Genomic DNA, 23,418 nt, shown 5'->3' on the forward strand with positions numbered 1-23,418 from the left:
AATACAAATCTTAATAAAGAGAAATGACTACAGATAATAAACCCACAGTAATTGTCACTGGTGCATCATCAGGGGTTGGTTTACAAGCCGCTAGAGCCTTAACACAAAAAGGTTGGTTTGTAATTATGGCTTGTCGTAATATTGATAAAACCCTTAAAGCCGCTAACGAAGTAGGTATAAAATCTGGTGACTATCAAATTATTCATATTGATTTAGCCGATTTTGACAGTGTGCGTAAATTTGTGCAAGATTTCAGAGCAACAGGTAGAAAACTAGATGCCTTAGTTTGCAATGCTGCGGTTTACTATCCTCTTTTAAAAGAACCTTTACGCAATAAGGATGGCTACGAAATTAGCGTTGCGACTAATCATCTAGGTCATTTTCTCCTTTGTAATTTGATGTTAGAAGATTTACAAAAATCTGGCAATCCTGAACCCCGTTTAGTAATTTTAGGCACTGTAACGGCTAATCCGAAAGAGTTAGGCGGTAAAATTCCTATTCCTGCACCTCCAGATTTAGGTAATCTTGATGGTTTTAAACAAGGATTTAAAGCCCCCATTAGCATGATTGACGGTAAAAAATTCAAGTCGGGTAAAGCCTACAAAGATAGTAAACTTTGCAATATGCTAACCATGAGAGAATTGCATCGCCGTTATCACCAATCCACTGGTATTACTTTCTCTGCTTTATATCCCGGCTGTGTAGCAACTACTGCCCTTTTCCGAAATCACTATTCTTTATTCCAAAAAATCTTCCCTCTTTTCCAAAAAAATATCACGGGGGGTTATGTTTCTGAAGAATTGGCAGGAGAAAGAGTTGCTATGATTGTCGCTGATTCAGACTATAACCAGTCGGGTGTTTATTGGAGTTGGGGTAATCGTCAAAAAGAAGGGCGTAAATCCTTTGTACAAGAAATTTCCGATGAGGCAAGTGATACAGATAAAGGCGTACTCATGTGGGATTTGAGTAAGCAGTTAGTGGGATTAGCTTAGATAATGACTGGAAGTCAGGGTATTGGGGAAGTAGGAGTTTGAGGTATTAGGGTATTAGGGTATTAGGGTATTAGGGAAAAACAAGTAATGAGTAATTATCAACTATTCGCTATTCATTATTATTCACTATTTACCTTTGCCCTTTGCCCCTTGCCCTTTTCTTCATTGCTAATTAACATTTATTCACCTCAACACTAATGAAAATAGGTATTATCGGTTTAGGCTTAATTGGTGGTTCGTTAGGTTTAGATTTAACCGCTAAAGGCTATGAAGTAATTGGAGTTTCTCGTAAAAAAGAAACCTGCGATCGCGCTTTAGAAAAACAAATAGTAACCACCGCAGGACAAGATTTAGAGCTTTTGAGCAAAACAGACCTAATTTTTGTTTGTACCCCCATAGGGGCAATTTTAAGCACCATAGAGAGCATAATTCCTCATCTATCCCCAAAAACCATTATTACTGATGTAGGTTCAGTTAAAGGTGCGATCGCATCTCCTGCCACTAAACTATGGTCAAATTTTGTCCCCAGTCATCCCATGGCGGGTACAGCTAATCAGGGAGTTGAGGCCGCTGAATATAACTTGTTTAACAATACCCCTTGTGTCATAACCCCTTTACCAGAAACTCCTCCCCGGGCTATAGCTAAAGTCAGTCATATTTGGGAAACCGTTGGTTGCCGACTATATCAATCTACTCCCGAATTACATGATCAAGCAGTAGCATGGATTTCTCATTTGCCTGTGATGATTAGTGCTAATTTAATTTATAGTTGTACTCATACATCATCCCCAGAAGTCATCAAATTAGCTCAAGCTCTAGCTAGTTCGGGATTCAAAGACACCAGTAGAGTAGGGGGAGGCAATCCAGAATTGGGGCTAATGATGGCACAATACAACCGTCAACAATTAATCAACTCCTTACGGGAATATCAACAAAACCTTGATTCACTGATTGAAAACATTGAAGGGGAAAACTGGGAAGCCTTGACAAATATCTTACGAGAAACTCATCAAAACCGCCCTAACTTCATCTGAGTCAGATTTCACAAAGAAAAGAGAAATATCCCCTTAATTACTTTTGCTCCTTGCCCTTTGCTAATTAAGCGAATACTCGATGTTGTAAACAAGGCATTTGTTGTCTTACCTTGTGTAATCTTTGAGGATTAATTTCTGCGATCGCAACTCCAATTTGAGAGCCAGTGCTAGAAAGAATAGAACCCCAAGGATCTACAATCATACTATGACCATGAGTACAGCGACGAGCATAATGATTTCCCGTTTGAGCAGGAGCAATAACATAAACAGTATTTTCGATCGCCCTTGCCCGAATTAAAACTTCCCAATGGTCTTTTCCAGTATAAGCAGTAAATGCCGCAGGAATAAAAATAACCTCCGCCCCCTGACGAGATAAATGACGATAAACTTCAGGAAAACGCACATCATAACAGATAGACAAACCAATCTTACCTAAATTATTTACCTCACAAATATCAGGTAAACTCTTTCCTGCCATGACAGTATTAGACTCACAATAATTATTGCCATCAGGGACATTAACATCAAATAAATGTATCTTTTCGTAACGAGCTAACTCTAAACCATTAGGATCAATTAATAGAGCAGTATTATGAACTCTGGACTTATCCCCCTGTAAAGGAGTAGGAAAACCACCGCCGAGAATCGTCACCTGAAAACGCTGTGCCATGCGAATTAAAAACTTTTCGCTTCTTTGGGCAATATCTTCTCCCTGAGCAATTTTATCCTTATCTTCTCCTAAAAAAGAGAAATTTTCGGGCAAACCAACTAACTTTGCCCCCTGATTAACCGCTAATTCGATTAATTCTTCAGCTTGATTCAAATTGTGATCTACATCTGGAGTGCTTGTCATGCACACCGCCGCCGCAAGGTAAGATTTCATTTGATATAAAATGTCAGTGTATTAGATTATGGATAAGATGGGATTGGGGATGGAGGGGAAATTAATGATGAATTATGAGCCATAAACTAACACCAAAAATCTGCTCACTATTCACTATTTCTCGTCCCTATTATTAATTATTGATGGAAATAAAGTCTTGATAACTTGCCGTCAATTCCTTAACCGCTAACTCATAAAACTGTTTACCGTGTTCAGGAGTAGCCAAAGCAGGATTAGATCCCATTCTACCATCAGGGTAGCATTCTCGAAAGTTCTTTGCTCCGTAAATAGGATGTCCTGTGGTAACAGATTTCTCTAACGGTGCATTTTTAATACTTTCAGGATAAACAAATTGAGTTAAAGCTACTTCTGAAGGGGTAGCATGAGAGCCTTCTTCATCTCCATAAAGTTTTTTTGCCAGTTGATAGACTTCACGCCCCATAAACCAATTAGCAATTTTACATTTAACTTGTTCACTATCAGCAAAATTCATCGAATCTAAATGGTCATAAAACTGAGAAAAACTAGCCTTGACAGTGGCAATGTTTCCTCCATGCCCATTAATAAAAAAGAATTTTTTAAAACCTGCTTTGAACAAAGAAGTAAGATAATCTTGGATATATAGTATCAAAGTAGTTGGACGTAGAGATATAGTGCCGGGAAAAGCCGTATGATGTAAAGCCATGCCCACATTAATAGTTGGGGCAACAATTGCTTCCGTATTTTCTCCCACTCCCTGAGCTATTTTTTCCGCGCAAATAGCATCTGTACCTATTAAGCCCGTTGGCCCATGTTGCTCTGTTGAACCAATAGGAATAATAATACCATTAGAATGGGTGAGGTATTTTTCTACTTCTTGCCAAGTGAGTAAATGTAACTGCATTTTCGTCGATTATTTTTGAAATCATTTTATCAAAAAATAAGGGTTGATTTGAGTTCGGAGTCAGAAAAGAGATGTCAAGGTGTTAGGGTATTAGGATACTGGGGTATTGGGGTATCAGGAGGTAAGGGGGGTTTCTTTTAAGGGAAGACACAGAGGGCTTTGCCTCTTGCCTCTTTAACTTTGCCCTTTTCTTAATTACTGATTCCTAATTGCCTAAAATCTTGTTTCATAATGGAATAATCCCACTAGGATTCAAAGGAAAAAGGTTTCCATAATAATCTTGTTTGATGGCGTTGAGATCATAGGTGTTTTTAATATTTGGTAAATTATTTATATCCTCCACATATCTGCTTAAGTGTGGGTAAGATGCGATCGCACTTAGACTACATTTGAATAGAGAATAGTAAACCACATCAAAACGAATCAAAGTAGTAAATAAACGCACATCTGCTAAAGTTAAACTATCACCACACAGATAACGATTACTAACTAAATGAATTTCAATCTGACCTAAAGTATCAAATAGACTGCGACAGGCTGACTCATAAGCCTCCTGAGTTTGGGCAAAACCGCAACGATAAACCCCATTGTTAACATTATGATAAATTTTCTCATTCCATTGATCTATTTGCCTCACCAAAGAAGAAGGATAGAGATTCAAACTCGGATTCTTGGCATACTGATTAAATTGAGAATTAAGCAATAGAATAATATCTGCACTCTCATTATTAACAATAGTTTTAGTTTGTTTATCCCACAAAACAGGAACAGTATTTCTTCCTCGATAATTACTTTGAGAAAGTTGATAAAGTTGAGCAAGAGTTCGGCAATTTTCTGACTCTGTTTCCATAATCCATCCCCCTTGATTAACAGAAGGAATCAGGATTTCTATATCAATCACATCTTCTAAACCCTTTAAACTTCTAAGCATTAAAGTACGGTGTGCCCATGGGCAACTCATCCCCACATATAGACGATAACGACCTTTTTCGGGTTGATAAAGATAATTTACCTCTGATTTGACCTGATGACGAAATTGACTAGGAGGACGTTGATAATTTCCTTGTTTTTCGGTGGGAGCTAATTGAGACATCATAATCCGCCATAGAGTATGCCAAATCCATTTTCCTGTAACAATTAACCAAGATTGAGGCAAAGATGTACTCTTATTTTTTAAATCTGTCATGGATATAGACTCACCTGAACGAGGTAGATTCTCATATTCCCTTTAAACTTAGTTATCATCGTGCAAAAAGAAAAGCCCCTGGGAGTCTTGCCGTGTTTCGACCCCAAGAGCTATTCTTTGATTTCCTCACACCCTAATTAGGTACATTGACCTTAACTAATAAACAGTATAAACCTATTTTCTCATCCTGTCAACTGGTATAATAAAATTTCTTTAAATTAGTTATAAATTAAGTTATGGAAGTTATACCTGCTATTGATTTATTAGCTGGACGTTGCGTTAGATTATATCAAGGTGATTATGAACAATCTCAAGTTTTTAGTGAAAATCCCTTAGAAATCGCCCTACAGTGGCAGTCGTTGGGGGCGACTCGTTTACATCTAGTAGATTTAGATGGAGCAAAAGAAGGAACAACCATCAATTTAGATGCTATTTCTACTATCGTTAAAAATCTTAATATCCCCATTCAAGTAGGAGGAGGACTGCGCGATCGCACTTCCATAGAACGTTTGTTCGATTTAGGAGTAGAAAGGGCAATTGTCGGCACTGTAGCAGTGGAAAAACCAGAATTGGTAGAAGAATTGTGTAATACTTTCCCTCATAAAATTGCAGTAGGTATTGACGCTCGTAATGGAAAAGTAGCCACAAAAGGATGGTTAGAAACATCAACAGTTGAAGCCACTGATTTAGCCCAGAGAATTTCTGACAAAGCCGCCGCCATAATTTATACAGATATTAGTAGAGATGGCACATTAGTAGGTCCTAATATCGAAGCCTTAAAACAATTAGCCCAAGTAACAGACATTCCTGTTATTGCCTCTGGTGGTATAAGTTCTTTAACAGATTTATTAAGTTTAGTTTCCTTAGAATCTTTAGGTGTTCGGGGTGTTATTGTTGGAAAAGCAATCTATACAGGTAAACTAGATTTAAAAGAAGCGATACAAGCCATTGGCAATGGCAGATTACAAGATATTCCCCCCGATATTGGTAACTCAACCCTAGTTTAACCTAAGTTCGGTTTGAGAATATCAGTTAAGGGCAAGTTGTGGGGGTTTGAACAATATTTAACGCTTATAGTTGCATTGTATCTGGTTTTATGTGTCAGGTGTTTTTAATTTTGCTCCTTACCCCCTTCTTATGAATAGATTTTATCTCTAACAGAGGTTATAATAAATAATTTAGCAATCGTGCATAAATTTCAGTATCATAGTATAGGTTAAATAAATATTCACTAAAGTTATATAGTTGTAAACTAATTAAGTTAATATGGTTAAATTACGTTTAAAAAGATTAGGAAAAAAAAGAGAAGTAAGTTACCGTATTGTTGCGATGAATAGTACCAGTCGCCGTGATGGAAAAGTGTTAGAAGAATTAGGATTCTACAATCCTAGAAATGACGAAACTAGATTAAACGTACCTGCTATTGTCACCAGATTAAAACAGGGTGCTCAACCAACCGAAACTGTACGCAGTATTTTGACAAAAGCAAAAGTATTTGAACAAGTAAATGCTTAATAGTGACATAAACTTTCCCCTTCCTGATGGAACAAAACCAGATTATGATGGTTTAGTGCGTTTTTTAATTGAACCTTTATTAGAATCTCCCGAATTGTTAAATTTCGATTGCGAATTAGTACCTAGTACAAAAAGAGTCTGGATTCGTTTGGCTTTTGAAGAAAATGATAAGGGCAGAATATATGGTAGAGGTGGACGTAATATTCAGGCAGTAAAAACAGTTTTACAAACTGCGGCAAACATTGTTGGGGATACCTTATACTTAGAAATTTATGACGAACAAGGGCGAAATAGAAGTAGAAATTCTCGCCCTCCAATAACTTCATCTTCTCCCAACAAAGAATCAGGAGATGCTTATTCTAAAAAACCAGTGAGAAGAAGACGTCGCACTATTAAACCTCAATTTTAGTAAAAACACTCAACTAATAAATGACGCTACAATTGCTTATTCCGTTGGGCTTTTGTGGCGTTTTGCATTTATATTTAGGATTTGCTTAAAAGGTATTTTGATTAGAAAAGGCAAAGGGCAACGATGCACAGGACAAGAGGCAAAAGGTAAAAGAATTTAATAAACCTCTCCCTAACACCTCAATCCCCCAATACCCCAACACCCTAAACGCCTATTCTCCATCTAAATGGAAAATCATATCTAAAATCAGCAACGCCGTTAATTTATTTCCCTTGCCTGACGAAAAATTTTTGCGGCAAACTCAGGATTTTCCCTCATCCGTCTAAATAATAATGGCATATCTTTATAATGTTGTTTAATTAATTCCTCATCTTCAGAGGGAATTTTTCCAGCTAAAAAAATAAGTTTATCTTCATCTAAGGTTAAATATTGAGCTAATTGACGAATAATATCTTCTTTTGGTGGATTTCCTCTATCATTCTCCAATTTAGAGAGGTAAGTAAAGTCTATTCCCAATTTATCGGCTAACTCTCTTTGACTATACTTTTTTTCTTTTCTGGCTTGTTTTATCAACTCTCCAAAGGTTTTTACTTCTATCATAATTAAATATTTGAAAAAATTTTCAACTTTTACTTGACTAAAAATTCAACATTAGTTAACATCATAATATCATGTTGAATAAAAAATCAAGTTTAAGGTTATGAGTCAAGCAGAGTTACAGCCCACAAAAGTGCAAATAATGTCGGCATTTCATCGGTTACTAAATCAATATCAGCAACAAGAAGCCAAGATTACGACAAAAGAAGAAGCAATTGAGAAGGAAAAAAATAAGGTTTTGTTAACCAAAGTTGCGGATTATACCGTTAATAATATTGTTAATAGTATGGCAACTTTACAGTTAGATTTTGGGAATTTAACCAAAGAAATTGCCACGAGATTAGAAAATGAATCTAATATATTAATTGACCTAAAAAAAGCAATTACTGTTGAAGCTAAAAGACTAGAAGAATTAAAACAAATTCGCTTAGTAGCTGATGGTTTATATATTCTTAGACAAGAACATCAAGAGAAGTTAAAATTATTAGAAAATCAGATTGAAGAAAGTAAAAAATTAATTGAGATTCAACAGGAAAAATTAAGAAAAAATTGGGAAAAAGAACAAGCAGAATTTGAAATAAAAATAGCAGAAGAATCTAATTTATTAGAAGAAGCAAGAGCAAAAGAAGAAGCAGATTATAACTATAACTTACAAATTAGTCGAAAACGAGAAATGGATGAATATGAAGAAACAAAAAGGAATCAAGAAAGAGAATTAAATTTACTAGGAAAAGAAAAGAATAAACTATGGCAAGAAAGAGAAAATATTTTAGCTAGTCAAGAGGAAGAATTTAAGGCTAATCAAGAAAAAATTGCCCAATTAGAAGAACAAATTAAAACAGAAGTTAATAAAGCCCGTAGTGAAGCGATTCAAGAAGCTGACAGAGAGGCAAAAGTTAAAGCTAATTTAGTAGAGAAAGAATGGGAAGCTACGAAGCAAGGCTATGAGTTTAAGATTCAATCTTTAGAGGCAAAAATTGCCCAACAAAATCAACAAATAGATGCGATCGCACTTCAATTACAAAATGCAACAAATCAAGCTCAAAGTTTAGCATTAAAAGCCTTTCAATCCAATAATAATTAAACAATAAATATAAAAATAATTAGGAGTAGAAAAATGGCGATTAATTCAAAAAATACAAAAGCGGAAATCTTATCAGCCTATAAAGAATTAGAAAAAGAAAAAACTGAGTTAGAACAAAAAATAAAAGCAGAAAAAACTGTTACTTTTCCAGAAAATATAACACCAACTACTGAAAATATGGCTACTATTCAGGAAAAAAACTCTAGCGAAAATGAAGAACAACCTATGAATATATCCAATGCAAATATAAGTCAAATAATCCAAAATTTAGAAACATTACAAGTTAGTTTTGGGGGGGCTGTAAGTCAACTTTCAGAACAACTAATCACAGAGGCTTCTACGGTGGAGAAATTGCAAACAGAAATTGAAGGAGAAACAGACAAGTTAAGAGAATTACACGATTTAGAAACTATTGAAGAAAATACATTAGACGAGTTAATTAATAACTATAAAACCAGTGAAGAAAACTTCATTTTAGAATACAGTCAAAGAGAAGAAAGTTTAAGACAAGAGTTAGAAAATTTAAGTAAAGAATGGCAAAAAGAACAAGAAAACAAACAACGAGAAATCAAAATTCGTAACGATAATTATAATACCAATAAACAAAGAGAACAAGATGAATATTATTATAATTTGCAATTAGAAAGACAACTAAATCAAGAGAGCTATGAACAAGAAATCAATAATCTCTATAAAGAATTAGAAGAAACTAAACAGCAACAAGAAAAAGTGTGGGAAGAAAGAGAAAAAACTATTTTTGAAAAGGAAAAAGAATATGAAGAAACTAAACAAAAAGTAAAAGAATTTGAGGAAAAATTGAGTTTAGAAATCAAGAAAGCAAAAGAAGAAGGAAAAGGAATCGGAACTTATCAAGCTAAAGTTAAAGCAGATTTAAGACAGAAAGAAATTGAAGGAGAAACCCAAAATTATTTATTAAGAATACAGGCTTTAGAGTCAACAATTAATAATAATGAAAACCGCATTAATAACTTATCTCATCAGTTAGAATCAGCTTTGAAACAAGTTCAAGATTTAGCAGTAAAAGCTATTGAAGGTACATCTAATCGGAATTCCTTTGAAGCGATGAAAGAGGTTGCTTTAGAACAGGCAAAAAATCAACAAAAAAGCAAATAATTTCACCATAATAATTAGCAATTAGCAATGAAGAAAAGGCAAGAGTAATTAACAATAAAAAACAACTGAAACCTGAAACCTGAAACCTGAAACCTACAACCTCTTTCCTAATTCCGAACTCATTTAGAATGAAGATATTTAAAGCGACAGGTGTCAAAGTAGGATATAATATCAACCACAAAATTGTTGAAGAAGAATAGGAATGTCTGACAAATTTTCCCGTCGTACTAAGATTGTAGCAACGGTAGGTCCTGCTTGTGCTAATCCTGAAACCCTGCGCAAAATGATTCTAGCAGGTGCAAATACTTTTCGTTTAAATTTTTCTCATGGCACTCATGATGATCATCAACGTAGTATTCGCCTTATCCGTCAGGCGGAAAATGAATTAAATAAGCCTATCGGTATTTTACAAGATTTACAAGGACCGAAAATTCGCTTGGGAAAGTTTAATTGTGGTTCAATTACATTGGTAGAGGGCGATCGCTATATTTTAACCAGTAGGAATGTAGAATGTACTCAGGAGATTGGTTATATCAGTTATGAAAATTTAGCAGAAGAAGTACCCATCAACTCTCGTATTCTCCTCGATGACGGTAGGGTAGAAATGAAAGTCAAGGAAATTGATTTAGAAAAAAAGGATCTTCATTGTCAGGTAGTGGTTGGGGGTGTTTTATCCAGCAATAAAGGGGTGAATTTCCCAGATGTACGTCTCTCCGTAAAAGCATTGACAGACAAAGATAAAGTTGATTTAATGTTCGGTTTAGATCAACGGGTGGACTGGGTTGCTTTAAGTTTTGTGCGTAATCCTCAAGATGTTTTAGAAATCAAGGATTTAATTGCCAATGCGGGTAAGTCAACACCTGTAATTGCCAAGATTGAAAAGCATGAAGCGATCGAACAAATGGAAGAAATTTTATCCCTCTGTGATGGGGTAATGGTTGCTAGGGGAGATTTAGGGGTAGAATTGCCTCCTGAAGAAGTACCAATTTTACAAAAACGCCTGATTCGTACTGCTAACCGTCTAGGTATTCCTATTATTACAGCAACTCAAATGCTTGATAGTATGGTAAAAAGTCCTAGCCCCACCCGTGCGGAGGTTTCGGACGTAGCAAATGCCATTTTAGATGGTACAGATGCGGTCATGTTATCCAATGAAACCGCCGTGGGAGATTATCCGGTTCAAGCGGTGGCAACTATGGCAAAAATCGCCACCAGAATTGAAAACGAAAGGGGTAAAATGTTGGCAGAATCAGCCGAAGGTAGTAGTTTTGCTTCTTTCCTGAATTACTCAGAGTCTTTTAGTCATAACCATAACATTCCGACTGCGATCGCCGGTGCTGTAGGTCAAATTGCACAACAGTTAAACGCTTCAGCAATTATGACCTTAACAAAAAGTGGTGCAACTGCCCGTAACGTTTCTAAATTCCGCCCTCAAACTCCCATTTTCGCTATTACTCCCCATGTCAATGTTTCCCGTCAATTACAGTTAGTTTGGGGGGTTAAACCCTTATTACTTTTGGATTTACCCGGTTTAAGACAAGTATTTCAAGCGGCTATTAATGTTGCTAGAGAAAAAGGCTTATTGCAAGATGGTAACTTAGTGGTGATGACTGCTGGTACATTGCAGGGGGTTTCTGGATCAACGGATTTAATCAAAGTGGAAATTGTTAAGGGATTGTTAGAGGCAGGAATAGGCATTGGACAAGGCTCTATTACAGGTAGAGCAAAAGTTGTCCATGATATTACTCAAGCTAGTAATTTTCAGGCAGGAGATATATTAGTAACAAAAAGTACCGATAACCAATATGTGGACTTTATGCGTCTTGCCTCTGCCATTGTCACCGAAGAAACAGGGGTGCGATCGCACGCCGCTCAAATTGGTATGCGTTTAGGGATTCCCGTCATTGTTGGAGTTAAAGACGCAACTACATTAATTAGAGATGCTAGTTTTGTCACCCTTAAAATTGAACAAGGACTTGTTTACCTAGGTACAGATAATGAAAGTGACGTTGATAGTTAGAGAAAGTAATGAATAAAGTGTGAAGGGTTGGGAGTTTGAGGATTTTTCTCATGCACTCGCTTCTGTCGTGAATGAGCTTAGGAAAGAGGTTTCAGCGATTGGTGAGAAGTTAATTAAACACTTTTGTCCTCCCCTCTCGAGAAAGGAGATAAAGGGGGATTTTTTTAGGGGAGACACAAAGAGGTTTACCCCTTGCCCTTTTTATTACAGCCAATTACCCACTAAAACAAATGGAGCCCAAAAGAAGGGATGTTCATGTTTACCGTCTTTTAATAAAGATAATTGTGCTTGGCGTAAGGCTTCTGCTTTTGTTACCTCTGTTCGAGCTAACTCCTGATAAAATCTAACCATCAGTTGAGTAGTTGCTCTATCATCCACTAGCCATAAGGTTGCCAGAGTGCTTCTAGCCCCTGCCCTAACGGCAATTCCGGCTAAACCTAATGCCGCTCTTTCGTCTCCTGTAGCGGTTTGACAGGCACTTAAAACTAATAATTCTAAGGGTGATGAGTTAGAAGCAAAGTCTTGACTTAAAATACGATCTAATTCTTTTGTATTTATGGATTCATCCCAAGTTAGGATAAATGTGTCTTCGATATTAGAGCTAAATTGACCATGAGTTGCAAAATGAAGGATGGGGAAATTATTATTTTGAATTAGTGTTTCTAAATTATTCTTGGTAAATTCTTGATTGAGGAGAATTTTGGAGTTTATTTCATTTTCGATTTCTGTCAATTCTATTTTGACGTTGGGAAGGGCTGTAAAATTTTGACGAGCTTCGGTTAAACCTGCGGTTAAAGCTCTTAATTGGGTTCGTTTAAAGGGTTGAGGATCTAAAAGTTGTAATCCAGGAGTAAGTGCGATCGAATATTTTTCAAGCAAGAATTTTTCCCCATCGTAGAGGATTGCCATGGGAATATTTCTTAATATACCATCTAAGACAAAAGTAATATTTTTAATTTGATTAGATTGCAGTTTGGTTTCTATGGGTTGAATTAAGGATTGATATAAGATTTGAGCATCTTCTTGATAGCTATTTGTAATACGACCAGTTTGAATAGGATCTACATATAAGGCTTTTTGTAAATTGGTGGCTATTTGTCTTACTTTATCTTGATTTAAAGGGGTTGAGTAATGAATCAAAGGTTGTGAGGGTAAGGACACAATGACATCGAGGCGATCGCGCAGTATGATAGGATAAATAACCGCAGTGGTAGGATCAATTTGATCAATTTGGACGGGTTTTGTAGTAGAGCAGGTGTCTTGAAAGAAATTATCCAATTCAGCTAATTGTAAAGACTCCATAATCTCTCTAGCTTGAATTAAATTGTTTTGGGAAATATCCCCCTCTAATAATAAAGCGACTAACTCTCTGTAAATAGGTTCAACACTTTCCCTAAAAGAAAATTGTACTTCTTGATTAACGGTTACTAAATCATTGCGCAAATCTTTTAGAGTATCAAAAGCTAGATTATAAGCAGTTATTGCTCCTTGTTTATCTCCTTTGGCTTTGAGTATTCTTGCTAATTGCCATTGAGCTAAATAGGCTATATCATCTCCTTGAATTTGTCCAATAATAATAAGTGCAGATTTGGTTATATTTTCTGCTTGTGTCCATTGTTTTTGCTGTTCATATTGCTCCCCAAGGTAAGTTAAAACATAGGCTTCTGCTCTTTTATCTCCTATTTGTCGGGCTTGTTTTAACGCATTTTCTAAGATTAAAATTTTATCAAAATCTTGATATTCAGAAGTTATTTTAGCTAGATTATCAAGGCTATTAACAAAGTTAATTTGTGCATAAATACTGGTATTACTAGGAGGTAAATTATTAATTTGATTATAGATTTCTGGGAGTAAGTTTTTCAAAGAAAATAATCTTCTCCGTTGTATTAAAAGTTTTAATTTATTGAGTTGACTTTGAATATCTAAATTTAAAAAAGGACTATTAGTATCTGTTTCTTGATAATATTCAAGGGCTTTAGTGGTGTTATTTTGGGCAAAATAAGTATTTCCTAAACTTAGTTGAATTTGATTGACATAATTAGGTAATAAGTTTTCTTGTGCGATCTCAGCAAAGCTGAGGTGCTGCGCGATCACAAGACTTTTTTCTAACACCTTTTCTGACTGAGAAAAATCGCCCAGTAAACGCAAAACATCTCCATAATTTTTTCCTCCAGCAACCTTTAACAAAGGATCTGAAATTTGTTCCAGATTTTTATTAATTTCTTGTAATAACTCTTTGGCTTGGAGATTTAAACCTAGATATTTTAAGGCTAAACTTTGATTAATTAAACTACGAATAACTCCTTTTTGATCTCCTATTTGCTCATAAATTTGAGTGGCAAATTGCCAGTATTTTAGGGCTTCTAATCCGTCACCTCTGGCTAATTCTATGATGGCTAGATTATTAAAAAATTGAGCCTGTATAGACTGTTTTAATGAACTGTTATTAGATATATTATTTAGAATTTCTTTACTGGTTTTAACTGTTTCCTCTGCTTTTTCCCATTCTCCTAATTGTGTAAGTGCGATCGCAATATTATTGAAAATAATAGACTGAGTTAAACTATCTTCCTCCAATTCTTTTAAGGCTTCTTGCCACTTTGTAATAGCTTCTTGAAACTGACCATTTTCATAATAGCTGACTCCTTTTTCAATTAAATCATTACTGGGAGTATTGCCAGTTAAAACCATCTCATTTTCTCCCACCATTCGCCATCCTTGAGCGGGTGTTTTAGAAGCAACAGAAGTAACTTTAGTTTGTTGAGCTAGAGAATTATTTGCTATACCAAAGTCTGGCAATAGTAAATCACCGCTTAAAATTGATGCAGGATTAGGAGGCAAACCACCACGCCCCGTAATGATAAATTCGCTTTCTTGCCCTTTACTACAAGCATTCACTTTGACTAAATCAGCAGGATTGACAGGATTTTTTACTAATTCCACTAAACCCTGACTAGGATTAACATTAGGAGTACTGATTTCCACATTTCCAGAGCGTCCAAATTGAGAACTAGCAGTAATGTCACTTTTGGGAGTTTGATTTTCTCTAAATTTAATGCCAAAAATCCCCTGACTATTAACAATAATATTTCCCCCTTGCCCCTCAAAAGCATTAGCGGTAATATCACTATCTCCATTGGGAGGAGCAATAATAAAAGGAGAATCGATAAAAATGTTTCCCCCGTTTCCCCCTCCTCCTTCTGTACCTGCGGTGGCAGAAATCTGACTATTGTTACGCAATTCTATTCTTTCTTTCGCTTGTAAGCTAATATTACCTCCTTCTCCTGAACCACTTTCTGCGGTAATTTGTCCCTGATTGTTGAGAAAAATAGAATTAGCATTGATTTGTAAGTTTCCCGGTGTTCCTTGCCCTACAAATGTACCAAAAACGCTACTGACAGAAATTTCCGCACCATTTAAAATTCTTAAATCTCTGGTGTTAACAATAATATTTCCGCTATTTCCAGTCCCCACCGTACCAGAAATTAAACGAGAACCAGCACCAATAATTCTTGTCCCAGTTAATTCCACAGACTCAGAAGCATCAATGGTTAATTGTCCGCCCTTACCACTGCCTTGAGTGCCAACGGAAATTAAACCCCCATCTTGAATGAGTAAACGCCCTGTTTTAACGGTTAAATCTCCTCCATTACCTGTACGACTGGCTTGGGCAAATAATCCAGAAGGAAATGCTTGTCCTTCTCCGATAATTTGAATGGTGTCTGAGGCTTCAACATCTAGTTTTCCACTGTTGCCACTACCAAAAGCACTTACTGATATTTGAGCTCCATTTACTAGGGTTAAGTTTTTTGTTCCAATGAAAACGTTGCCACCGTTACCTGATGATTCGGAGTCAGCGAGGATAAAAGTAATATCAAAACCATCATCAATTAAGTTAATCGAATCTCTGGCTAATATCCGTAATTGTCCCGCATTCCCCTTGCCAAAAGTACTTGCAGAAATTAAAGCACCTCCGAGGGTTAGGCTTCCCGTTTCAAGGGTTAAATTTCCTGCACTACCAGCACCAAAAGTTTGGGTATAGAAGCCACTGGGTAATTGATTTGGAGATGAGCCAGTTAATAAAACAGAATCAGCAATCTTAAAATTCAAATCTTCCCCTTTTGTTTGTCCAGTAGTTAGAGTGACAAAAGAAGAACCATCTTTTAATGTTAAATTTTGACTATTGACATTAATCCCCCCTGAACTTGCTCCGCTTAGGTAAACAGAGGCGTTATTTATCAGCTCAATGTCTCCATATTGAGAAACACCATTACTATTAACTCTTAGGGATTGACCATTAAAAGTAAGTCTTAAATTACCGTCAATTACTGACCAAAGTTCGATCGTACCTGAGTCTGCGGTTAAGTTACCTCCCGTAATATTTATTTTTGAGCCTAATAAGCCAAGGGTTTTGCCTGTGGATACTTCAAGTCCTGCATTTCGTTGATCTGGTACTATAGAACCGTTGGAAAAATCTAAAAACAAGTTACTTCCTTCTCCTTGAACAGAAATTTCTCCAGAGTTGGCACGAAATTCCAATCCAATGGGAATGCCAATGGTGAGTAAGGGTATATTTTCAGGATTTGTGGCACTAAATTTCACCCCATTTCCAAAAACAACACTATCAGCAGTGCTACCGATAAATGAACCTTTTAAGTCCAGTGTGGCATTAGGACCAAATATAATACCGTTAGGATTGAGCAGAAAAAGATTACCGTTACCTAATACTCCCAAAGTTCCTAGTATTTTTGATACATTTTGCCCTGTGATTCTGGTAAAAATATTTTCTATACCAGCAGGATTGTTAAAGTAAACCCCTCTACCGTTGCCAATATTAAATTCTTGAAAACTATGAAATAGGTTTGTATTCCTAATAGCACCGCCGTCTATGCGCTCACTGGGAATCCCATTAATAGTAAGATTCGGGGTGACGATGGAATTTTCCTTACCAAGAGTGCGATCGGGTATTACTTGAGCATCAATTTGATTTGAAGTTAGCAATGCCGTTAATCCTGCAATAGCAAGAGAATTTAGCCATAATCTCCCCGAAAATATAATCCAGTAACAGTGACGGTGTTTATACATTAGGATAAGTGCTTAGTAATAAGCTAAGTTGTTAACTTGAGCAAAACTTAGATGGTTTAAGGCCAGTTATTCCCGAAATTAGGGGTGACAACTTGATCGATTTGATTTTGAGCCGAATTAGTCTGTTGACTACTACCACGAGTGCGAATGGGATTTTCGCTATTGCCTTGAGTTAAAGCTGTGAGAGTGCGGTTTAATTCTTGCCCTTTATCGACATTGCCCAATTTACTATATCCTGCTTGGGCTTGTTGATTTAACTCTTTGGCTTCCTCTAATTTGCCCAACATTATTTTTACTCCCACGAGAGAGGCTTGTATTTCTGTTACACTTTCCAAATTATTATTAGCAGACTCTAGTTCAATGGCGGTAAGATAATTTTCTTCTGCTAATAAGTTTAAACCCGTTTTAGCATAGGTGTCACCAAGAAGACGATACACTTGAGCGGATTTACTACCTTCAGCTTTTAATTGTTCTAAAATTGCGATCGCATCTGCATTTAAGTCTAATTGATGGTATTTTTCGGCTAGTTTAATCCCTTTTTCTTCTTGACTAAGATTTGATGTTTGAATAAGTGCGATCGCATCTTGTAAAGACTTTGATTGTTCAGAGGTAATTAAGCGAAAACCTAATTTTGCACCACTATCATCCAAAGAAGATACCCCCGTATCAGCTTCCACAGAAACAAAATAGTCTGTACCACTTTTGAGCATTTCCGCTCCAGAGTAAACAACAGTAGTATCCTTAACTTCCTGTTGCCAGTTAATATCTCCCCCTTGAATTTTCACCAAATAACTACTTGCTCCTTCAACTTCATTCCAATGTAGAGTTGGAGTGTTATCAGAAATTAAAGTGTAACGAGGAGTGATGATATAAGGAATATTAGAGTTACTTCCCCCTTTACGATATTGAATAGAATTATTTGTATTCTCAAGACTGATTAAATTCTTGCTTAAATGGTCAATTTGCTCTTTATTTTCATCATATACAGTAATACTATTTTTCGCTTCTACATTCAAGTTACCCAAAGAAAAAATAGTTGACCCTAACAAAGTGCTTAAAATTATTCGAGAAACAAGATAATCATGATTAATCGATTTATAACTATCCATAATTGACATTGAAAACCATTAAATTTAGATTGGTTAATAACTATTATCTTATAGCAAAGAAATTTTTTTTGTTGTCTTAAAAACCTATTTTTTTATAATTATGTATTTAGTTAATATTCATTAATAAATTAATAAAAACTTGATAATTATCTCGGATTTTGAATCAAAAATCTGGATTTAAAGAGTAAAATCGCAATCATTTAAAAGTTAGCGTTTATATTGAAATAAATACCCTCATCATTCAAAGAGTTTTTTTCCACATCAATATAAATAAGAGGGATTCCATAGTCAATACGAGCATTAAAATTATTTCCCATCTGCCATTGAAGTCCTAAACCAACTCCCATAAGGGTGTTAGGAGAAGGATTAGGAATTTTGCCCACATTCCAACCAACCCCAAAATCGAAAAAAGGAATAATTTGTAAAACACCATCTTGATTTTGCCAAATATCTTTCACTCGCAAAACGGGAAACCATGCCTCTGTAGTTAGCAATAAACCATTATCCGTCACTCGAATATCTTGAGGATAACCTCTAACACTGTATAAACCTCCAAGATAAAACTGCTCTAAGGTAACTAAATTATCATTAGCTAGTTGTAAATCTGTTTGAAAAATAAATAAGCTATCTGGTGCTAATTGTCTGACATACTGCAACTGACTACGCCATGATAAAAAACGACTATCGGGCAATTCTTCATTAATTGTCGCCCCAAAAGCCTCTATACCCAAACTAAATTCTGACCTCAAGTTAAACACATCTTGGGGCTGTCTGATAGTCCAATTTTGAAAAAAACGAATGGCACTCACTTCGGTATTGCCTTTAATATCTGCCCCTAAAGAAAAAGGAAATGGCTCACCATCTAAAAAACTACGACTAGATTCCTTACTGAAAGTAACTCCTAAACCAAATTCTTGGGTTGGTTTTTCCATTATGGGCTGATAAAAACTAATTTCATAATATTCAGAATTTCCAGTAATATTTAAGACATCAAAAGGTTTTTGAATTATTCTAGTATCATTAAAACCCCCAGCAAATTCTATCTTTCCGTTATAACTATTTACTGGAATACTATAACTACCATTAAAAGTATTGCTCCCATCAGTATTAAAATAGGAAATATCGATCGCATCTCCAAAACCGAATAAATTATCCTCTTTAATCCTCACCCCTCTCCTAAAACTACCCACACTTGAACTACGCCCATTATTAAAGATAGGCATAAAACTAAAAGAATCACTTTCAGTAACATTAACTAATAAAATACTTTCTTGAGGAACTACCCCCGCAACCAATTCCGCAGAAACATTGGCAATTAAAGTATCAAGTTGTAAAACCTGTAAGGCTTCATATAATCTATTAACATTAAAAGGAGTTGCTGTGGCAATTTGCAGACGATTTTTAATATAGTCTGTTCTAAGTCTTTTTAAACCTTCAACCTTTATGTCAGAAATGCTACCTTCGATAATTTCCACCGTAATTACTGCTTGTCGGGGATTAAACTTTTGTCCTGCATTAATAATCGCTCCAGAATTAATATAACCATTTTCTGTATATAAATTAGTAATTATCTTTTCTACCTCTAAAAGTTCGGTAAAAGTAATTTTTCTCTGGGTAAAAGGTTTGACAATTTCCGCTAATTGATGATTACTAAAAGCAGTATTACCGATAAAATTGAATTTTCTAATAATTATTCCTTCTTCCAAAGACAAAGAATCATCGAGACTAGAAACTTGAAAAACTTCTCTATCAGAAAATTGAAAAAATGGTTCTTTTTCCCCACCGTAACAAGATAAAGGATATAAAACGAAAGTAGCCACTAAAACACCCTGCTTAACCAACATAGGGTTGATTATCAAAAAAGGTTTCATTATGGAGTCAATAATTTTTGGACATATTGCAAACCTAAATAATTCGTGTATAACTTTCCTTTAATTCCACTTTATTAATGGGTTAGAGGGAATATAGTTTTACGACTAATTTAGTATTTCTATAGTTATAGTATTTGATTTCGCTCAAAATATATCTGTTTTTCTTTTAGCTTCACTCATCAAAAAAAATCCATTAACTTCTTCGTACATTTACCCCCTTAAAGAATAGTTTTGCCGTACCATTATATAGTTGTAAAAAAAATAGACTGTAAATTAATTGAATATGTTTGAAAAATTAACTCCCCCTGAAGCTGGAAGTAAAATAAAATTTGATAATGGACAACCTATTGTACCCGATGATCCTATTATTCCCTTCATCAGAGGAGATGGTACAGGTGTTGATATTTGGCCTGCTACAGAAAAAGTGATTAACGCCGCAGTAGAAAAGGCTTATGGTGGCAAACGTAAAATAAATTGGTTTAAAATTTATGCGGGGGATGAGGCTTGTGAAAAGTATGGTACTTATCAATACCTCCCTGAAGATACTTTAACTGCTATTAGAGAATATGGTATTGCGATAAAAGGTCCTTTAACCACTCCTGTTGGTGGAGGAATTCGCTCTTTAAATGTGGCTTTAAGACAAATTTTTGATCTTTATGCTTGTGTTCGTCCTTGTCGTTACTATGAAGGTACACCATCTCCCCATAAAAGTCCTGAAAAATTAGATGTCATAGTCTATCGGGAAAATACTGAAGATATTTATCTTGGCATTGAATGGAAACAAGGCTCAGAAGTAGGTACAAAGCTAATTTCTCTCCTCAATGAAGAATTAATTCCTGCCACTCCTGAGTTTAAAAATAAGCAAATTCCTCTCGATGCAGGTATCGGTATCAAGCCCATTTCTAAAAAAGGTTCTCAACGGTTGGTGCGTCGTGCCATTCAAAATGCCCTTAGATTACCAAAACAGAAGCAAATGGTGACTTTAGTTCACAAAGGTAATATCATGAAATATACAGAAGGGGCTTTTCGTGATTGGGGTTATGAGTTAGCAACTACTGAATTTCGGGCTGAATGTGTCACTGAAAGAGAGTCTTGGATTTTAAGTAATAAGGAAGCTAATCCCGATATTTCCATAGAAGATAATGCTCGTCAAATTGAACCGGGTTACGATTCTCTCACCTCTGAGAAACAGAATACAATTAAAAATGAAGTGGAATCCGTTTTAAATGCAATTTGGGATAGTCATGGTAATGGGCAATGGCAAGATAAAATCATGGTAAACGATCGCATCGCTGATAGTATCTTCCAACAGATTCAAACTCGCCCTGACGAATATTCCATTTTAGCCACCATGAACTTAAACGGTGATTATCTCTCTGATGCCGCCGCCGCCATTGTAGGTGGTTTAGGTATGGGACCTGGTGCTAATATCGGGGACAACTGTGCTATTTTTGAGGCTACCCATGGAACAGCCCCGAAACACGCAGGACTCGATCGCATCAACCCCGGTTCGGTTATTCTTTCTGGGGTAATGATGTTAGAGTTTATGGGATGGCAAGAGGCCGCCGATTTAATTCGTAATGGTATCAGTCGTGCGATCGCATCTCGTCAAGTTACCTACGATTTAGCAAGAATGATGACTCCTCCCGTAGAACCACCGTTAAAATGTTCAGAATTTGCTCAAGCTATTATTGATAACTTTGATAATTAGTTTAGAGCAAAGGACAAAAGAAAAGGGGCAGGGCTGTTTCATTCTAAAATTTTCTGGTTAAGGCAGGGAATACCTGAGTTCGGAGTTCGGAATTCGGAGTTAAAAGTAATAATTATTGACAAAAAAGCTGAATAAATTGATTTTAAATGAGTTTTTCCTAAATTTAATAATTTTTTATTCCAAAATTGGCTCGATGATAACTCGAGGGCGCTTTATTTTTCGATACTTTTTTCATCGAACTCAGGTAGGGAATAGGCACTCTTGCAATGGGCAATAGTTTTTAATGGTTTATGGTTATAAATTGATAATCTCAACATTTTTAACTACTTCTTAATCCTCAAAGCTCTAAAACCCTATATTCTTTTACTGGCAATAGTTTTAGCGTTTTTGTATTTCTACTTTGAAACAGCCCTGAGAAAAGAGGCAGTAATTTGAGTTCGGAGTTAAGAGCTAGGATAAAGGAAAACTATTTCTCCAATTCCCTAACCCACCTGAGTTTGATGTGAAAAACTTTGGGGAGTAAGGCATTGAGAGGGATTATTAACTCTTTTTGTACCGAGAAAAACGATTAAACTTAGAAAAAAAGATGTAAAATAAATTTATCTATAATTTTTATCAATACATCTAAGGTTTAACTCCATTCACGACCGAAGAGAGTGCATGAGCCAGGGGTGCGAACTCTCCGAACTCTCCGAACTCAAGTAATCCCCTAACAAGCCAAGCCCCTATCTAATCTCATATTTAGATCGAACTCAGGTGATAACGATAATAAGCGGCACAAGCACCTTCAGAAGATACCATCGGCGCACCTAGTGGATTTTCAGGAGTGCATTTATTTCCAAAGGCTTGACACTGATGAGGTTTTTTGATTCCTTGTAAGATTTGCCCACTAATGCAGTTATTATCAACATTCGATGTGGTTATGGAAACATGATTAAATTTTATCTCTGCATCAAACATGGTATATTTTTCTCTTAATTTAAAGCCACTGTTATCTATTTTTCCTATGCCACGCCATTGATAATTTGTGATTTCAAATACTTGGTTAATAATTTTTTGAGCTTCTTTATTTCCTTCTTTTTTTACACATCTACTATACTGATTTTCTACTTTATTTTGCTTTTTTTCTAGTTGTTGAACACACAAATAAATTCCTTGTAAAATATCAGCAGGTTCAAAACCAGTAACGATAATAGGTATTTGATATTGTTTAGAAATAGTTTCATATTGATGAAAACCCATAACAGTACAAACATGGCCTGCCGCTAAAAAACCTTGTACTTGACATTGAGGAGAGGATAAAATTGCTTCCATAGCAGGAGGCACTAAAACATGAGAGACTAAGAGGGAAAAGTTATTTAATTGCTTTTTGTCGGCTTGATATACAGTCATGGCGGTAGTGGGGGCGGTGGTTTCAAATCCCACAGCAAAAAATATTACTTCTTTATTGGGGTTTTCTTCGGCAATTTTGATACAGTCAAGGGGAGAGTAAACGATGCGAATATCTGCCCCTTTTGCTTTAATACTCAGTAAATCTTCTTTACTACCGGGGACTCTTAACATATCCCCAAAAGAACATAATATCACATTAGGTAAAGATGCGATCGCACCTGCTTTGTCTATTTTCTCAATATCGGTGACACAAACAGGACATCCAGGTCCATGTATTAAAGAGATTTCAGAAGGTAATAGTTGATCTAAGCCGTATTTCAAAATAGAATGGGTTTGACCACCACAAATTTCCATAATTTGCCAAGATTTAGTCGTAATTTCCCTAATTCTTTGAGCATAATGTTTTACTACCGTTGAATCTCGATATTCGTCAACAAATTTCATCTCACATTATCTGATTATTTTATTTATTACTTACTAAGCTAATAAACTAAGACGTATTTAACTTATATT

Annotated in this window: 17 protein-coding genes; 9 read left to right on the forward strand and 8 right to left on the reverse strand. The window is 35.7% G+C overall.

Annotated elements, in window-relative coordinates; all coding sequences use genetic code 11:
• The first annotated feature begins 23 nt into the window (after positions 1 to 23).
• Both Dongsha4_RS04380 and Dongsha4_RS04385 read left to right on the forward strand, forming a co-directional pair.
• Complete coding sequence (locus tag Dongsha4_RS04380) at positions 24 to 992, forward strand: protochlorophyllide reductase (RefSeq protein WP_330204520.1); 969 nt, start codon at positions 24 to 26, stop codon at positions 990 to 992.
• A gap of 197 nt (positions 993 to 1,189) precedes the next feature.
• The gene (locus tag Dongsha4_RS04385) at positions 1,190 to 2,026 is read left to right on the forward strand and encodes a prephenate/arogenate dehydrogenase (RefSeq protein ID WP_330204521.1); all 837 of its coding nucleotides are present in this window, start codon (positions 1,190 to 1,192) and stop codon (positions 2,024 to 2,026) included.
• 64 nt (positions 2,027 to 2,090) lie between these two features.
• On the opposite strand, the gene Dongsha4_RS04390 is transcribed toward Dongsha4_RS04385, so the two are convergent.
• From Dongsha4_RS04390 to Dongsha4_RS04400, 3 genes are all read right to left on the reverse strand, one after another.
• The gene (locus tag Dongsha4_RS04390; RefSeq protein ID WP_330204522.1) at positions 2,091 to 2,909 is read right to left on the reverse strand and encodes a carbon-nitrogen hydrolase family protein; all 819 of its coding nucleotides are present in this window, start codon (positions 2,907 to 2,909) and stop codon (positions 2,091 to 2,093) included.
• A 133-nt stretch (positions 2,910 to 3,042) separates the two neighbouring features.
• Positions 3,043 to 3,792 (reverse strand): creatininase family protein, encoded by a 750-nt coding sequence (locus Dongsha4_RS04395; RefSeq protein WP_330204523.1) that lies wholly within the window; start codon positions 3,790 to 3,792, stop codon positions 3,043 to 3,045.
• Positions 3,793 to 4,018: 226 nt separating this feature from the next.
• On the reverse strand, positions 4,019 to 4,978 hold the full coding sequence (locus Dongsha4_RS04400) for a glutathione S-transferase family protein (RefSeq protein ID WP_330204524.1): 960 nt from the start codon (positions 4,976 to 4,978) through the stop codon (positions 4,019 to 4,021).
• Positions 4,979 to 5,214: 236 nt separating this feature from the next.
• Here Dongsha4_RS04400 and hisA point away from each other — a divergent pair, with 236 nt between their 5' ends.
• From hisA to Dongsha4_RS04415, 3 genes are all read left to right on the forward strand, one after another.
• Complete coding sequence (gene hisA, locus Dongsha4_RS04405) at positions 5,215 to 5,985, forward strand: 1-(5-phosphoribosyl)-5-[(5-phosphoribosylamino)methylideneamino]imidazole-4-carboxamide isomerase (RefSeq protein ID WP_099436389.1); 771 nt, start codon at positions 5,215 to 5,217, stop codon at positions 5,983 to 5,985.
• 259 nt (positions 5,986 to 6,244) lie between these two features.
• Complete coding sequence (gene rpsP / locus Dongsha4_RS04410) at positions 6,245 to 6,493, forward strand: 30S ribosomal protein S16 (RefSeq protein ID WP_015218063.1); 249 nt, start codon at positions 6,245 to 6,247, stop codon at positions 6,491 to 6,493.
• Positions 6,486 to 6,902, forward strand: coding sequence for a KH domain-containing protein (locus Dongsha4_RS04415; RefSeq protein WP_015218062.1), 417 nt, complete (start codon positions 6,486 to 6,488; stop codon positions 6,900 to 6,902). The genes rpsP and Dongsha4_RS04415 overlap by 8 nt, the downstream gene beginning before the upstream one ends.
• Before the next feature lie 258 nt (positions 6,903 to 7,160).
• Here Dongsha4_RS04415 and Dongsha4_RS04420 read toward each other — a convergent pair whose 3' ends face one another.
• A complete protein-coding gene (locus Dongsha4_RS04420) occupies positions 7,161 to 7,502 on the reverse strand; it encodes a helix-turn-helix transcriptional regulator (protein WP_330204525.1) in 342 nt (113 codons plus the stop codon).
• 100 nt (positions 7,503 to 7,602) lie between these two features.
• Between Dongsha4_RS04420 and Dongsha4_RS04425 the strand changes: the two genes are divergently transcribed.
• The 3 genes from Dongsha4_RS04425 (at position 7,603) to pyk (ending at position 11,737) form a co-directional block, all read left to right on the forward strand.
• On the forward strand, positions 7,603 to 8,583 hold the full coding sequence (locus tag Dongsha4_RS04425) for a hypothetical protein (RefSeq protein ID WP_330204526.1): 981 nt from the start codon (positions 7,603 to 7,605) through the stop codon (positions 8,581 to 8,583).
• Between the two features lie 33 nt (positions 8,584 to 8,616).
• Positions 8,617 to 9,717, forward strand: a complete 1,101-nt coding sequence (locus Dongsha4_RS04430) for a hypothetical protein (RefSeq protein ID WP_330204527.1) — start codon at positions 8,617 to 8,619, stop codon at positions 9,715 to 9,717.
• Positions 9,718 to 9,919: 202 nt separating this feature from the next.
• Positions 9,920 to 11,737 carry a pyruvate kinase gene (gene pyk / locus Dongsha4_RS04435; protein WP_330204528.1) on the forward strand — a complete coding sequence of 606 codons (1,818 nt, stop codon included), beginning with the start codon at positions 9,920 to 9,922 and terminating at the stop codon, positions 11,735 to 11,737.
• Positions 11,738 to 11,941: 204 nt separating this feature from the next.
• Here the strand turns inward: pyk and Dongsha4_RS04440 are convergent, their stop codons facing one another.
• The 3 genes from Dongsha4_RS04440 to Dongsha4_RS04450 all read right to left on the reverse strand — a co-directional run bounded on the left by Dongsha4_RS04440 (position 11,942) and on the right by Dongsha4_RS04450 (position 19,802).
• Positions 11,942 to 16,822, reverse strand: a complete 4,881-nt coding sequence (locus Dongsha4_RS04440; protein WP_330204529.1) for a CHAT domain-containing protein — start codon at positions 16,820 to 16,822, stop codon at positions 11,942 to 11,944.
• 56 nt (positions 16,823 to 16,878) lie between these two features.
• Positions 16,879 to 17,931 carry a tetratricopeptide repeat protein gene (locus Dongsha4_RS04445; RefSeq protein ID WP_330204530.1) on the reverse strand — a complete coding sequence of 351 codons (1,053 nt, stop codon included), beginning with the start codon at positions 17,929 to 17,931 and terminating at the stop codon, positions 16,879 to 16,881.
• A 200-nt stretch (positions 17,932 to 18,131) separates the two neighbouring features.
• On the reverse strand, positions 18,132 to 19,802 hold the full coding sequence (locus tag Dongsha4_RS04450; protein WP_330204531.1) for a ShlB/FhaC/HecB family hemolysin secretion/activation protein: 1,671 nt from the start codon (positions 19,800 to 19,802) through the stop codon (positions 18,132 to 18,134).
• 283 nt (positions 19,803 to 20,085) lie between these two features.
• Between Dongsha4_RS04450 and Dongsha4_RS04455 the strand changes: the two genes are divergently transcribed.
• Positions 20,086 to 21,513: an NADP-dependent isocitrate dehydrogenase gene (locus Dongsha4_RS04455; protein WP_330204532.1), complete on the forward strand. Its 1,428-nt coding sequence runs from the start codon at positions 20,086 to 20,088 to the stop codon at positions 21,511 to 21,513.
• Positions 21,514 to 22,254: 741 nt separating this feature from the next.
• On the opposite strand, the gene hypD is transcribed toward Dongsha4_RS04455, so the two are convergent.
• Positions 22,255 to 23,349: a hydrogenase formation protein HypD gene (gene hypD / locus Dongsha4_RS04460; RefSeq protein WP_330204533.1), complete on the reverse strand. Its 1,095-nt coding sequence runs from the start codon at positions 23,347 to 23,349 to the stop codon at positions 22,255 to 22,257.
• Between the last annotated feature and the right edge of the window lie 69 nt (positions 23,350 to 23,418).

The organism is Cyanobacterium sp. Dongsha4 (assembly GCF_036345015.1).
Taxonomy (GTDB): domain Bacteria; phylum Cyanobacteriota; class Cyanobacteriia; order Cyanobacteriales; family Cyanobacteriaceae; genus PCC-10605.

Coding starts and splice junctions, on each gene's coding strand:
- Dongsha4_RS04380 (WP_330204520.1), top strand. CDS start 24: ATGACTACAGATAATAAACCCACAGTAATTGTCACTGGTGCATCATCA.
- Dongsha4_RS04385 (WP_330204521.1), top strand. CDS start 1,190: ATGAAAATAGGTATTATCGGTTTAGGCTTAATTGGTGGTTCGTTAGGT.
- Dongsha4_RS04390 (WP_330204522.1), bottom strand. CDS start 2,909: ATGAAATCTTACCTTGCGGCGGCGGTGTGCATGACAAGCACTCCAGAT.
- Dongsha4_RS04395 (WP_330204523.1), bottom strand. CDS start 3,792: ATGCAGTTACATTTACTCACTTGGCAAGAAGTAGAAAAATACCTCACC.
- Dongsha4_RS04400 (WP_330204524.1), bottom strand. CDS start 4,978: ATGACAGATTTAAAAAATAAGAGTACATCTTTGCCTCAATCTTGGTTA.
- hisA (WP_099436389.1), top strand. CDS start 5,215: ATGGAAGTTATACCTGCTATTGATTTATTAGCTGGACGTTGCGTTAGA.
- rpsP (WP_015218063.1), top strand. CDS start 6,245: ATGGTTAAATTACGTTTAAAAAGATTAGGAAAAAAAAGAGAAGTAAGT.
- Dongsha4_RS04415 (WP_015218062.1), top strand. CDS start 6,486: ATGCTTAATAGTGACATAAACTTTCCCCTTCCTGATGGAACAAAACCA.
- Dongsha4_RS04420 (WP_330204525.1), bottom strand. CDS start 7,502: ATGATAGAAGTAAAAACCTTTGGAGAGTTGATAAAACAAGCCAGAAAA.
- Dongsha4_RS04425 (WP_330204526.1), top strand. CDS start 7,603: ATGAGTCAAGCAGAGTTACAGCCCACAAAAGTGCAAATAATGTCGGCA.
- Dongsha4_RS04430 (WP_330204527.1), top strand. CDS start 8,617: ATGGCGATTAATTCAAAAAATACAAAAGCGGAAATCTTATCAGCCTAT.
- pyk (WP_330204528.1), top strand. CDS start 9,920: ATGTCTGACAAATTTTCCCGTCGTACTAAGATTGTAGCAACGGTAGGT.
- Dongsha4_RS04440 (WP_330204529.1), bottom strand. CDS start 16,822: ATGTATAAACACCGTCACTGTTACTGGATTATATTTTCGGGGAGATTA.
- Dongsha4_RS04445 (WP_330204530.1), bottom strand. CDS start 17,931: ATGGATAGTTATAAATCGATTAATCATGATTATCTTGTTTCTCGAATA.
- Dongsha4_RS04450 (WP_330204531.1), bottom strand. CDS start 19,802: ATGAAACCTTTTTTGATAATCAACCCTATGTTGGTTAAGCAGGGTGTT.
- Dongsha4_RS04455 (WP_330204532.1), top strand. CDS start 20,086: ATGTTTGAAAAATTAACTCCCCCTGAAGCTGGAAGTAAAATAAAATTT.
- hypD (WP_330204533.1), bottom strand. CDS start 23,349: ATGAAATTTGTTGACGAATATCGAGATTCAACGGTAGTAAAACATTAT.